The organism is Sporichthya sp., from assembly GCF_013815995.1.
Taxonomy (GTDB): domain Bacteria; phylum Actinomycetota; class Actinomycetes; order Sporichthyales; family Sporichthyaceae; genus Sporichthya.
This window is the reverse complement of sequence record NZ_JACDFE010000139.1, coordinates 1-11916: the sequence shown is the minus strand read 5'-3', so window position 1 is coordinate 11916 and position 11916 is coordinate 1. Positions and strand designations below refer to the sequence as shown.

Below are 11916 nucleotides of genomic sequence, written 5' to 3'. Positions count from 1 at the left end.
GGGTAGGCGTCGACCGAGCGCGGCGGGGCGTTGACGGCGGGCATCCGACCGTAGGGCGCGCCCGGGTCCTGCCGGTGCACCGGCGGGAAGGGCCGGTTCGCGGGTGGGTTCGCAGCCGAGTTCCCGCCGGGTCGCACGACAACCGTCGGCGCCTCCGGGGGGTCCTCCGGCGGAGCCGGCTGGGGCCTGAGTTCGTCACGGAACCAGGGCCCCGGGTCGCGGTCGCTCATCGAGCCTCCCTGCCTTCCCGACGAGTCACTCGGCAAAGTACACGCGATTGCTTGGGCGGCGTGGTGGTTGGCGGGCTCACCGTGAGGTGCTTCACGCTGTCCCGGTGACAACTCCAGACGCTGCCGTTTCCGAACCCGACATCCACGCGTACCTGCAGACGCGCAGCGCAGGCCCGTCGGGGTTCTCCCCGACCGGCGAGCGGCTGCTGATCAGCTCGGATCTGCCCGGAAGCTCCCAGCTGTATGCGCTAAAGATGGCCGACGCCCAGCCCGACGGGGTCCCGATCGAGACGTTGCGGCAGGTCACAGCGTTGCCGGAGCCCGCGGGTGGGGGGTATCTGCCGGTGCCGCTCGACGGTCCTGACGGGCTGAGCGACACCGTCCTGATCGGCATCGACGCCGGCGGAAACGAGAAGCACCAGCTCTACCTGCTCCCGGTCGGCGCGGATGCCCCGGCGGCCCCCGTCACTGGACTGGACGCGCTGACCCCGCTGGTGGTTGACCCCGAGCACATCCACCGCTCGGGCGGGGTGACCCGGGACGGCAGCACGTTCGCCTATGCCACCAACCGGCGGACCGGCTCGGACTTCGACATCTGGACCCGCGACCTCGCCAGCGGCGACGAGCACCTGGTCCACGCCCCGGGCGGCTGGACCTGGGCCGGCAACTTCTCTCCCGACGGGCGCTACCTCTCGCTCGGGGCGCTCACCGAGCAGCCCGGCGACTCCACGCTGCACCTGCTGGACCGGACCAACGCGTCCCTGGTCGAGCTCGCCCCGCACACCGAGCCGGCCGAGATCGGCGGCACCTCCTGGCTGCCGGATTCCTCGGCGTTCTTCTTCTCCCACGACGTCGGCCGGGACATGTCCGCGATCGCGCGCGGCACCCCGGACGGGGCGTGGGAGTTCGTGCTCGAGCCGGAGTGGGACGCCGGCTGCGCAGTGGACTGGACAGGGCGTCACCTGCTCGTCGTCACCAATGCCGACGGCCGCACCGAGGCGCGGTTGCACAACCCGGCGACGTTGGAGATCACCGCCGAGGTGCCCCTGCCCGGCACCGGCGTCGCGGGCGGGTTCTCCTTCTCCCGCGACGGGCGCTACCTGTCCTACTCCTACTCCTCGCCGCTGGTTCCCGGCGACGGCTGGCTCTACGACACCAACACCGGGACCTCGACGCGGTTGACGATCTCGCCGCACCAGCTCGACCCGTCGACCCTCGTCGCCCCCGACCTGGTCCGGGTGCCCGCGCACGACGGGGAGTCGATTCCCCTCTACGTCTTTCGCCCCCGCGGCCCCGCCGAGGGGAAGCGGCCGGTCGTGATGATCCTGCACGGCGGCCCGGAGTCGCAGTACCGGCCGTCGTTTGCGGCGCTGACGCAGTACCTGGTCGCCCGCGGCTTCGTGGTGATCGCGCCGAACGTGCGCGGGTCCACCGGGTACGGCCGGCGCTACCAGGCTCTCGACGATGTCGAGAAGCGCTTTGACTCCGTCCGCGACATGGAGTGGATCCACCGCTGGATCGCCGCCACCGATGATCTCGACCCGGAGCGCTGCGCGCTCTACGGCGGCTCCTACGGCGGCTACATGGTCCTGGCCGGGCTGGCGTTCCAGCCCGACCTGTGGGCCGGCGGCGTCTGCATCGTCGGGATGTCGTCGCTGGTGACGTTCCTGCAGAACACAGCGTCCTGGCGCCGGGCCTTCCGCGAGCGCGAGTACGGCTCGCTCGAGCACCACCGCGACCTGCTCGAGGAGCTCTCGCCGATCAACCAGCTCGACGCGATGCGCGCTCCGCTGTTCCTCGTGCACGGCGTCAACGACCCGCGCGTCCCGGTCGGGGAGGCCCAGCAGATCTACGCCGCCCTACGGGGCAAGGGCATCCGCACCGAGATGGCGATCTACTCCGACGAGGGCCACGGCCTGGCGAAGCTGAAGAACCGCCTCGACGCCTATCCGCGCGTCACCTCGTTCCTGGTCGACGTCCTGCGTCCGTAGCCGAGCGGCGGCGCAGCCAGAGCACGAGCAGACCCGCCAGGGTGGCGCCGATGGTGCCGAGCGTCATGTCGCCCAGGGTGTCGGTGTACGCGGTGTCGAGCTCGGTGCCGCCCTTGATGAACGTCTCGTACTCCATCAGTTCCCACAGCAGCGCCGTCGTGGAGCCGAGGCCGGCGACCAGGCCGAGCTGCGCCGCCTCCGGCAGCGACGGCGGCAACGAGACCGCGAGGGCGCCCAGCAGCATCGCCCAGTTGCCGAAGTGGCAGGCGTCGTCGAACCGGTCGATCCGGTCGTAGAGGTCCAGGCAGTTGCCGCCGACGTCGACCACGAACGGCAGCGTCACCAGCAGGTCCGCCAGTGCGGGGTAGGGCCGGGAGCGGCGCCAGAACCACCAGACCGCCGGGATGATCAGCAGCGCCAGCGGGTAGGCGACCGCCCGGCCGGCCATCGCCTTGCCGGCGAACCGGTCGTACTCGGTGTGGGTGGCCGCGAACAGCAGCATCGCCAGGACCGCCGCCTTGCCGAGCCACGCGAGGCGGGAAACTGTCGTTCCGGGCATGGCCCCATCCTTGCGCCCGGGCATAGGGTCGGAGCGCGATGGGACATATGGCGGTCGACCTGGTGATCGACCTCGACAACACCCCGGGTGCGCTGGCGACGGTTGCGACCGCGATCAGCGACGCGGGGGTGAACATCGCGGCGGCGACGTGCCTCGGCAACGACAACCACGCCGAGCTGCACATCCTGGTCCCGCACGCCGAGGCCGCGAAGCACTCGCTGTCGATCACCGGCGTCACGGTCAGCCGGGAACGCGACGTCGTGATCGTCGACGTCCACGACCGCCCCGGCGAGCTCGCGGACGTGACCCGCCGGATCGCCAAGGCCGGGGTCAACCTGGACCTGGTCTACGTCGCCACCGGCGACCGCGTCGTCTTCGGCGCGCAGGACCTCGAGGGCCTCAAGCAGGTCCTCGGCGTGCCCGCCGCGTCCTAACGTCCGGCGCAGGCCCGGGGTCAGGGGTTAGCCTGCGAGCCATGTCGGACCTGGCACCCACGCACGCCGCAGCTTCGGTCCGGCTGCTCGGCGTCACGGTCTGCGGCCCCGCCCCGGTCGGGCGGGTGCACGTCCCGCTCTACGAGCCGCTGGTTGCGCTCTACGGCCGCAACGGTGCCGGCAAGACGCGCATCCTGTCGGCGGTGGTCGCGGCGTTGCGCGGCGAGGCGCAGCCCGACAGCTGGGGCCTGGTGCACGTGCGGGTCGCCGATGCCGACGCCGACTTCGAGGACCGTGGCTCCGATCCCTGGCGCGACGCCCTGGCCCGGGCGATGCGCGAGCACCTCAACCGCCTTCGCGGTGACGTTGTCGCGCACTTCGCCCGTCGCCGCGACGAGGAGTTCGACGTCGGCCCGGGCGACGACTACGCCGAGGTGCTCGACGACTTCCGCTCCTTCACCCAGGCCGTCGTCGACGAGGCGCACAGCCCGACCTCGCTGCGCGAACTGGTCGGGGCGCACCTGGCCGCCCAGCAGATGCTGATGTCCGATCTGGAGCACATCGGTGACTTCATGCGCTTCCACTCGGCCGCGGTCTCCGAGATCACCCGCGGCGGGCACTTCGTGCTGCGTGCGATCGGCAGCCGAGAGGCCCCGCGCTGGTCGGTCTATTCCGCCGCGTCGGAGGAAGACATCGCCTGCGCTGTGTTGCTCGAGCAGGACCGCTCGCACCCGATCGAGGACGAGGAAGAGGAGCCGGCGGCCCGGCTGCGGCTGGCGCTCGACGAGGGCGTCGTGCTGTCGAACTCCGGGTTCCCGTGGCGCGAGCTCTCCGACATCAGCGACGCGTTCATCTCCGGCCGCGGGTACGTCGGCCCCGGCACCTCACCGGAGCTGGGCACCGACGTGCGCGGCGTCCCGTGGCCGCTGTGGGCGACCGTTCCCGTGGTGGAGATCGCCACCATCACCGTGCCGTTGGTAGAGCTGGTCACCGACGAGACCAGCCCGGCCGACGTCGACAAGCTGACCCGCGAGGAGGTGCTGCGCGCCGCCGGCGGGCAGATGCTCGACTCCTTCGCCAGGGGCGGCGCCCACTTCCACCCGCACGTCGATCCGCTGCTGGCGCGCCTGACCGAACTGGCCACCCGTTACCTGCGCGCGGTCTTCCCGGACGCCCCCGAACTGGTCTTCGCCCCCGGTGACCCCAACGACTGGCTGGCCGGCGTGCTGCCGAGCTGGGTGGCCCGGTTCCCGCAGGCCGGCACCGCCGCCGCGGCGACGCTGCCCTTGGCGGCGCTCTCCACCGCGCAGCGCCGCTGGGCCGCGCTGTCCGCGGCGCTGGCGGTCTCGGTGGCCGGCTCCGAGGCGCTGCCGGTGGTCTTCCTCTGCGACGAGCCCGAGTCCGGCCTGCACCGACGTGCGGAGTCCGCCCTGCCGGATGCCCTGGTGAAGATCGCCGACGAGTCCGGGCTGCGGATGGCGGTGGCCACCCACTCCCCGGCGATGCTCGACCCGGCGCGGGTCTCCCTGATGCACGTCACCCGGCTCGCCTCCGGCGCCGCGACCGCCCGCGGAATGGACTTCGCGCTGCGCGAGGAGCTCAAGCGCGACCACATGCGCGAGGACCTCGGCCTGACTCCGGCCGACCTGCTGCAGATGGTGCGCTGCTTCGTCATCGTCGAGGGCAAGCACGACGAGGAGGTGCTCGGTGCGCTGCTCGCGCCGGACCTGGACTCGTGGAGCGTCATCTACCCCGTCGGCGGCGCCAAGCAGATGCAGTCCCTGGCCACCGCCGGCCTGATCTGGGACTTCACCGACGCCGCGATCGTGCTGGTGCTGGACAACATCGCCCGCGCCTCGATCCAGCCGGTGTGGGACAAGGCGCAGGCCGCGATCTCCCGCGGCGGCACCGAGTCCGCGATCCGCGCCCTGGTGCCCCTGGGCAAGATGCCCGGCGCCGAAGCGCGCTGGCTGCAGAACCTGCTGACCCGGGCGATCCGCGCGAAGCGGGCCCACCGGATCAAGCTGGAGACGCTCTCCGCCCCCGACGTCATCTGCTACCTGCCGGCGGACGAGTTCGTGCCCGGCGCCACCTGGGACGAACTGCTCGCCGCGTGGCGGGACTCGTTCGACGGCCGGGAGGCGACCAACCTCAAGGCGTTCCTGACGCAGCGTCACGGCGTGCAGTTCACGACGAACCAGATCGCCCGGATCGCGGCCTCGGCCAAACCTGACGCCGAGTTGCAGGCCCTCGGGGCGCGGATCCGCGAACTCGGGGCGCACGGGTCGTGGCCGGCCCCCACACCGGCGGCCCCGGCGGTGGCCAAACCGGCGCCCCCGCCCACGCCGGTGGCCAAACCGGCGCCCGGGCCGCGTCGGGTGCGAACCCGGGGCCCGAGGCCCCGACCCGAATGACCTGAGCACCTCCCCCAGTGGGGATACTGCCTTCGACGACCTCACGAAGGGGGCCACCCATGGCGCTGGAGTTCTCGCTGCCCGAGCGGGTCACCGAGTGGCAGGACCGGATCCGCGACTTCGTCGAGGAGGTCGTGGTCCCCCGTGAGCAGGAGGCGTTCGCCAAGGGCGCTGACGACGACCTGCGCCGCGAGCTGCAGGCCGCGGCCAAGGAGGCCGTGGTGTTCGCCCCGCAGGCGGCGGCGGACCTCGGCGGCGGTGGGTTCTCCCTCGCCGAGTCGGCGATCCTGCTGGAGGAGGCCGGCAGCTCGCTGCTCGGCCCGCTGGCGCTGAACTGCCACGCCCCGGACGAGGGCAACATCCACATGCTCAACGTCATCGCCACCCCGGCGCAGCGGGAGAAGTACCTGGTCCCGCTGGCCCACGGCGACGTGCGCAGCTGCTTCTCGATGACCGAGCCGCCCCCCGGTGCGGGCTCTGACCCGAGCTCCATGAGGACCACCGTGCGCAAGGTCTCCGGAGGCTGGGTGATCTCGGGGGAGAAGCACCTGATCACCGGGGCCGAGGGCGCCGCGTTCTCGATCGTGATGGCCAAGGGTGGCGGCGGCGAGGACGGCAGCAAGGGCGCGACGATGCTGCTGGTCGACACCGACAACCCGGGCTGGGAGGTCAGGGGCCACCCGCGCACGCTGGACTCCACGATGCCCGGCGGGCACTGCAAGATCGGCCTGAACGACGTCTTCGTCACCGACGAGACCGTGCTCGGTGAGCCGGGCCGCGGCTTCGCCTACGCCCAGGTGCGCCTCGCGCCGGCCCGGCTGACGCACTGCATGCGCTGGCTCGGCGCCGCCCGCCGCGCGCACCTGATCGCCCTGCACCGCGCGGTGCACCGGGAGATGTGGGGCAGCTCGCTCGCCGACCTCGGCATGGCCCAGGCGATGATCGCCGACAACGAGATCGAGCTGACCGTGTGCCGCGCCCTGCTGTTGCAGACCTGCCTTGAGGTGGAGTCCGCGGAGCCGGCCGCTGCCACGGAGGCCTCCTCGAAGGCGAAGGTGTTCATCTCCGAGGCGGTAAACCGGATCGTCGACCGCTCCGTCCAGCTGGCCGGCGGCATGGGCACCACCGACGACCTGGTGATCGGCCGCGTCTACGCCGAGATCCGCGCCTTCCGCATTTATGACGGTGCGACAGAAGTACACAAGATGTCGATCGCGAAGCGCGCCGCCGCCCGCGTCCGCGACCGCCTCGACGGCTGAGCTCCGCGCCGCCCCTTCGACCCGCCCCCTGGCCGCGACAGAGGTTGCCCCGCAGTGCGTCTTGTGTGGCGCGTCGCGCCTATCGCGTCGCGCCTATCGCGTCGCGCCTATCGCGTCGCGCCGATAGGCGCACCGCCCGGCAGAGGTTGAGGGCCGTCGCGGCGCGCAGTCAGACGGAGTCGGCCCACGCCAGCAGGGCCGCGATGTACTCCCCGCGCAGTTCGGGCGTCGCGAGGTGGTGCGGGCCGTGCAAGGTGTACCGGCTCAGCCGGGACGGCTCGACAGCGGCGGCGTAGTCCTCGATGGTCTGCGCCGGGATCACCCCGTCGCCGTCGGCGTCGATCAGCTGGACTGAACCGCCGAAGCCGCGTAGCGCCCGCAGCGCGCGGCTGTCCGCGGGGTAGATGTCCTCCCGGCGCCGGTTGCCCGGACCGAACCGGTCGAGGTACGGCGAATCGAAGTCGTCGTCCGGAAGGTTGGCCGGCACCCGCAGGGACAGCGCGGCGACCGCGCGGGTGTCGCTGGCCATCAGGCTCAGGTAGGCGCCGAAGCTGGCGCCGAGCAGCCCGATGCGCGCGCTCGGCGCGAGCGCGTGCAGTCGGTCGATCACCGCAACCAGATCTGCCACCCAGTCCGCCCGCGAGGCCTGCTCGAGGACACCGCCGCTCTCGCCGTGGCCGCGCAGGTCGTGGGCCAGGGTCGGGAAGCCGGCGCCGGCCAGCGCGGCCGGGATGTCGACCGGTCGCTCACTGCCCCAGCCGTGGGTGACGACGAACGCTAGATCGCCGGAAGCCGGGTAGAAGTCCGCGGTCAGTTGAACGCCGCCGGAGGTGATGGTGATCGGGTCCACGCAGCGATCCTTCCCGATTGCAGCAAGTTCCCACGGGGCGCCTGGGTCCGACTCCATAATCCGACGCGTGGGGGGACGGACGACCGCAGCCGCGCTGGCCGCCCTGATCGCCGTGACGGCGTTCGGGCCGGTGGACGCTGCCCAGGCTCGGGGTGCCGCTCAGCCGAAGGACGTCGCGTCGGCGGAGGTGGCCGCCAACAAGGTCGCCAAGTCCGCGTTGAAATCGCTGGGCTGCTTCATCGGCCCGGCCCGCGCAGGGCCCGCGGCTGGAGACCGCCGTCATCCGGTTTCAGGCTGCCAACGGCATGACCCAGAGCGGCCGGCTGACCAAGGCCACGATGAAGCGGATGCAGAAGAACAACGCCGTCGCCTGCGATGACCGCCCGGTCCCCTCCCACAGCGGCAAGGGCCGGCGGATCGTGATGAGCCAGGGCCAGAACTGGATCTGGTTGGTCAATGCCGACGGCTCAGTGAAGGCGCAGGGCGGCATCGTCGACAACGACTGGCTGCCCCAGGACGTGTACTACACCGGCGCGCAGTGCGGGAAGCCCGCGCGCTCCCGCTACCGCACCGACCGCTCCGGCGGCCTGCAGATCAATTACTTCGTCCGCTTCCACGACTGCATCGTCGGCTTCCACGAGATCCCGGTGTCCAAGCGCACCGGCCGGCCGATCCACCCGGACTACTACGCCGGCACCGACCTGTCGAAGTCCCACGGCTGCATCCGGATGCCCCACCCGCTGATCAAGCACCTCTACGACTTCGCCGCCGTCCGCACCAAGGTCGTCGTCACTTAGGAGCCAGGTAGCCTTTGCCCGCCGGGCCGTTAGCTCAACTGGCAGAGCAGCGGACTTTTAATCCGCGGGTTCGGGGTTCGATCCCCCGACGGCCCACCCCTCTGACCTGGTACTTCGTCCGCAGTGACAGCCTCTGACGGTCCGTCATGGTGCCAGTTTGGTGGCCAGTTGAAATTTTCAGCCCCACAGCGCATCGCCCATGCGTCGGGCGGCGTCCTGGGCCAGCTCGGGAACGACGTGACTGTACGTACCCAAGGTGAGGCTGATCTGGGAGTGGCCGAGGATTTCCATGACCACCCGGGCCGGTACCCCTTGCAGGAGCAGCAGCGTCGCGGCGGTGTGCCTGGCGTCGTGCAGCCGGGCGCCGCGGACGTCGGCGGCCACGAGCAGGGCACGCCAGGCGCGGTGGTCGGCGCGGGGGTCGATCGGGCGCCCGTTGGGTTGGGCGAACACCAGCCCGTGGTCGTGCCACTCGGGGCCGGCGGCCATCCGTTCGGCGAGCTGGGCGCCCCTGTGGGCCTTGAGGGCGTCCCGCAACTGTTCCGGCAAGGCGATTGTTCGACGCCCGGCCCGCGATTTGGGTGCCACCAGGACCAGCCCGGCGCCGGCTTGGCGCTGCAGGGCCTGCCGCACGGTGAGGGTGCCCGCGTCGAGGTCGAGGGCGTCCCAGGGCAGCCCCAAGGCCTCGCCCTGGCGTAGTCCGAGCGCGAGCGCGACCGACCAGCGGGCGGCGTTGCGCGTGCCGGTTGCGGTGGCCAAGATCTTGCGTGCTTGCGCTCCGGTGAGGGGCTCAACCTCGCCGCGGTCCACGGTCGGTGAGTCAACGAGGGTGCACACGTTGCGGGTGACCTTCCCGCGCTGCATGGCGACCTTCAGCGCCCGGGACAGAACCCGGTGGGCCTGGCGCACCGTGGCCGGGGCCAAGCCGCGGGCAGATAACTCGGCGTACAGCTTTTCGACGTGTTCGGGCTGGAGCCGGTCGAGGCGGTGATGCCCGATCCCGGGGATGAGTTGATGTGTGGCCAGTTGGCGGTACCGGGTGAGGGTCGAGGTGCGGACGCGGCGGGCTGCGATGGTGTCGAGCCAGTGCTCCAGCCAGGTCGTCACGGTCGGGGCCTTGCCCGCGGCCCCGGCCGTGCCCGCGTCGCGCTTTTCCTCCAGGGCGCGGACCTTGGCGACGACCTCGGCTCGCCGTGCCCCACTCACGTGGCGTCGGTCGCGCCGGCCGTTGTCCTTCAAGCCCATCGATACGTAGCCGTGCCAACGCCCGGTGGCATCCTGGCTGATCGTGGACTCGCCGTGGGAGTTACGTGTCACGCCGGGTGCGCGTGGCCTGCTCATCGGAGCCTCCTGCCTGTTGGCGCATCGGGATCATAGATCGCACCGGTGACGGTCGGCGTTGCACCGAGTTTCCCGCCGGTGACTGCTTGGCCGAGGGTGGGCCGGCGGATCAGCCGGCTTGCTCGAGCAGCCGGTCGACATATTCGACGAGCGCGATAGCCGGGATCCGCCGGCAGCGCCCAACCTTCACGGTCCTGATCTCGCGGGTGCGAATCAACTCGTAGAGCGTGGTTCGGGACAGCCGCAGGGCGGCCATCGCCTCGGGAACGGTGAGCAGGGATGCCCCCGCAGGTGGGCCGCCGGTGCGCTGGACCGGAAGCATCGGCTCCCCGGGCGGTAGCGGGGTGGTCGCGACTCCAGCGCGCACGTTGAGCCTGGTGTCCTCGGTCGGCATGGTGTCGCTCCTTGGGTGATTAAGGGACCCACGGTCTGCGGGTCGCGGTCGTGCGATGGTCGGATCGCGCTGTGGGTGGATGATCACGGCGGCGCGTCTTCAGGTGTGCTCGTCGGGTCGCGACATCGACGGGGCACCGCCCAGACATGACGGGGCTGTGCCGGATTGTTGAGACTGCGCCGGGACGATTGCCGAGATGCTTGCGTGCCGGGGGTGAGCCGGTCGGTTTCGCTTGCCGGCCCGCTTGCCGGCCCGCTTGCCGTGCCCCGGCCGGCCAGCACGGGGAGGTGGGTAACGATCGCTGGAAGGTGCTCGGTCTCGGTGGGGGTCATCGCTGGATTCCTCGCGATCGCCCGGCGCGATGATCTGGGCCCGGAGTGCTGGGTGCCGGTCCGGGGGAGCGCATCGCGGCGGCTCGGGCGGCGAGGAGGGCATTGATCTGGGCCAAGGTAGGGGCGTCGTCGGGGTCGAGGCCGAAACTCGCCATCAAGGTTTCGCGGATGGGGAGCAGTCGGCGCAGGGAGGTGGCCTCGTTCTGGCGACCGCGCATCGTGGCGGTGGCGGACAGTTCGCTGCCGTCGGTGGCGAGGACCTTGTGCAGTACCTGACGGCCCGTCGGGACCTCGGGGCTGGTCGGGTCGGCGCAGGTGGTGTCCAGGCCGTCGATGGCGACGTAGGCGTAGTTGGTTTCACGGCCGCGGGTCATCGCGACGTAGAGCGTCTGCCGGGTCATCGCCGCGGTGGCCAGGACATGGCCGTGGTCGACCGTCGTGCCCTGGGCGCGGTGCACGGTGGCGGCGTAGCCGAGTTCGACGTGATCGCGGACGTAGTCCGCCGGTAGCCGCACCGTCTCCGCGGGCTTGCCCCGGTGTTCGGTGCTGGTGACGTCGAGGCCGCCGTCTTCCCGGACGCCGGTGATTTCCCAGAGGGCGCCGTTGCGGATGTGGCCGCCGTCTGCGGTGGTGAGGCGGCGGTCGTTGCGGCGGGTGACGATGATGTCGCCGCGCCCGCATGTGGTGTCGTCGGCCAGGGGGATTCCGCCGGGTTGGACGTGCCCGGCTCTGACGCGCTCGTCGTGCGCGCGGGTGTTCAGCGCGGTGACGGTGGCGCGGTCGGCGGCCAGGAGCAGAGCGCTTCGGCCGGCGTTGATGTCGGCGGCCCAGGCTGTGTAGGCGCGGTCGAGCATGAGCTCGTGGGGGCCGTCGTGGATTCGGTCGTGCTCGGCGTAGGTATCGATCGCAGCGGGGTCGCCCTCGCGGAGTTGCCGGGTGGCGCCTGCTTCCCAGCGGTGGCGGAAGCGCCAGAGCTCGGCCAGGGATTGCGCGTGCGGGCTCTCAGCCAGCAGAGCGAACGCGCCACCGGCGCCGACAGCGCCGAGTTGGTGGTGGTCACCGACCAGGACGACCTTCGCCCCGGCCGCCTCGGCCAGGGTTGCGATGCGGTCGAGATCGGAGGTGGCGACCATCGAGGCCTCGTCCACAATCAGAAGCTGGCGGGGACGTAGTTCCCATCGACTGCGATTGCCGAGATGCTTGCGTGCGCCGTGAGGCGCTGTTGATTCGAGTGGAGGTGAGAGACCTTCGCCGCCGCCTCGTCGCAGCGGGGTGGTGAAGCTGAGGGCAGCCTGACCCGGGTGATTGCCGGGGA

The 11916-nt window shown here is 71.4% G+C and carries 10 protein-coding genes, 1 tRNA gene and 1 pseudogene; 6 read left to right on the top strand and 6 right to left on the bottom strand.

Translation table 11 applies throughout. The features are described from left to right. Nucleotides 1-230 (bottom strand): annotated as a pseudogene (locus tag H0X00_RS15495) (hypothetical protein); the annotation flags it as partial. A gap of 104 nt (nt 231-334) precedes the next feature. Here H0X00_RS15495 and H0X00_RS15490 point away from each other — a divergent pair. Beyond that, nucleotides 335-2221 carry a S9 family peptidase gene (locus H0X00_RS15490; RefSeq protein WP_293772603.1) on the top strand — a complete coding sequence of 629 codons (1887 nt, stop codon included), beginning with the start codon at nt 335-337 and terminating at the stop codon, nt 2219-2221. Here H0X00_RS15490 and H0X00_RS15485 read toward each other — a convergent pair. Further along, a complete protein-coding gene (locus tag H0X00_RS15485) occupies nt 2187-2780 on the bottom strand; it encodes a hypothetical protein (RefSeq protein WP_293772602.1) in 594 nt (197 codons plus the stop codon). The two genes, H0X00_RS15490 and H0X00_RS15485, sit on opposite strands and share 35 nt — an antisense overlap. Nucleotides 2781-2818: 38 nt before the next feature. On the opposite strand from H0X00_RS15485, the gene H0X00_RS15480 reads away from it, so the two are divergent. The 3 genes from H0X00_RS15480 to H0X00_RS15470 are packed head-to-tail and all read left to right on the top strand — an operon-like array spanning nt 2819 to nt 6887. After that, nucleotides 2819-3214: an ACT domain-containing protein gene (locus tag H0X00_RS15480; RefSeq protein WP_293772601.1), complete on the top strand. Its 396-nt coding sequence runs from the start codon at nt 2819-2821 to the stop codon at nt 3212-3214. Between the two features lie 41 nt (nt 3215-3255). Further along, nucleotides 3256-5628 carry a hypothetical protein gene (locus tag H0X00_RS15475; protein WP_293772599.1) on the top strand — a complete coding sequence of 791 codons (2373 nt, stop codon included), beginning with the start codon at nt 3256-3258 and terminating at the stop codon, nt 5626-5628. A 59-nt stretch (nt 5629-5687) separates the two neighbouring features. After that, complete coding sequence (locus tag H0X00_RS15470; RefSeq protein WP_293772598.1) at nt 5688-6887, top strand: acyl-CoA dehydrogenase family protein; 1200 nt, start codon at nt 5688-5690, stop codon at nt 6885-6887. A 169-nt stretch (nt 6888-7056) separates the two neighbouring features. On the opposite strand, the gene H0X00_RS15465 is transcribed toward H0X00_RS15470, so the two are convergent. Next, nucleotides 7057-7737 (bottom strand): alpha/beta fold hydrolase, encoded by a 681-nt coding sequence (locus H0X00_RS15465; protein WP_293772597.1) that lies wholly within the window; start codon nt 7735-7737, stop codon nt 7057-7059. 266 nt (nt 7738-8003) lie between these two features. Between H0X00_RS15465 and H0X00_RS15460 the strand changes: the two genes are divergently transcribed. After that, nucleotides 8004-8534 (top strand): L,D-transpeptidase, encoded by a 531-nt coding sequence (locus H0X00_RS15460; RefSeq protein WP_293772608.1) that lies wholly within the window; start codon nt 8004-8006, stop codon nt 8532-8534. Between the two features lie 23 nt (nt 8535-8557). Beyond that, nucleotides 8558-8630: transfer RNA gene (locus H0X00_RS15455), tRNA-Lys, on the top strand. A gap of 81 nt (nt 8631-8711) precedes the next feature. Here the strand turns inward: H0X00_RS15455 and H0X00_RS15450 are convergent. From H0X00_RS15450 to H0X00_RS15440, 3 genes are all read right to left on the bottom strand, one after another. Beyond that, nucleotides 8712-9875, bottom strand: a complete 1164-nt coding sequence (locus H0X00_RS15450) for a tyrosine-type recombinase/integrase (protein ID WP_293772595.1) — start codon at nt 9873-9875, stop codon at nt 8712-8714. Nucleotides 9876-9984: 109 nt separating this feature from the next. Further along, complete coding sequence (locus H0X00_RS15445; RefSeq protein WP_293772593.1) at nt 9985-10269, bottom strand: helix-turn-helix domain-containing protein; 285 nt, start codon at nt 10267-10269, stop codon at nt 9985-9987. Nucleotides 10270-10597: 328 nt separating this feature from the next. Next, the gene (locus tag H0X00_RS15440; RefSeq protein WP_293772606.1) at nt 10598-11869 is read right to left on the bottom strand and encodes an AAA family ATPase; all 1272 of its coding nucleotides are present in this window, start codon (nt 11867-11869) and stop codon (nt 10598-10600) included. Nucleotides 11870-11916 lie beyond the last annotated feature (47 nt).

Bases quoted from the DNA above. Each gene is read 5' to 3' on its own strand.
- H0X00_RS15485 (WP_293772602.1), bottom strand. From the start codon at position 2,780: ATGCCCGGAACGACAGTTTCCCGCCTCGCGTGGCTCGGCAAGGCGGCG.
- H0X00_RS15480 (WP_293772601.1), top strand. From the start codon at position 2,819: ATGGGACATATGGCGGTCGACCTGGTGATCGACCTCGACAACACCCCG.
- H0X00_RS15475 (WP_293772599.1), top strand. From the start codon at position 3,256: ATGTCGGACCTGGCACCCACGCACGCCGCAGCTTCGGTCCGGCTGCTC.
- H0X00_RS15470 (WP_293772598.1), top strand. From the start codon at position 5,688: ATGGCGCTGGAGTTCTCGCTGCCCGAGCGGGTCACCGAGTGGCAGGAC.
- H0X00_RS15450 (WP_293772595.1), bottom strand. From the start codon at position 9,875: ATGAGCAGGCCACGCGCACCCGGCGTGACACGTAACTCCCACGGCGAG.
- H0X00_RS15445 (WP_293772593.1), bottom strand. From the start codon at position 10,269: ATGCCGACCGAGGACACCAGGCTCAACGTGCGCGCTGGAGTCGCGACC.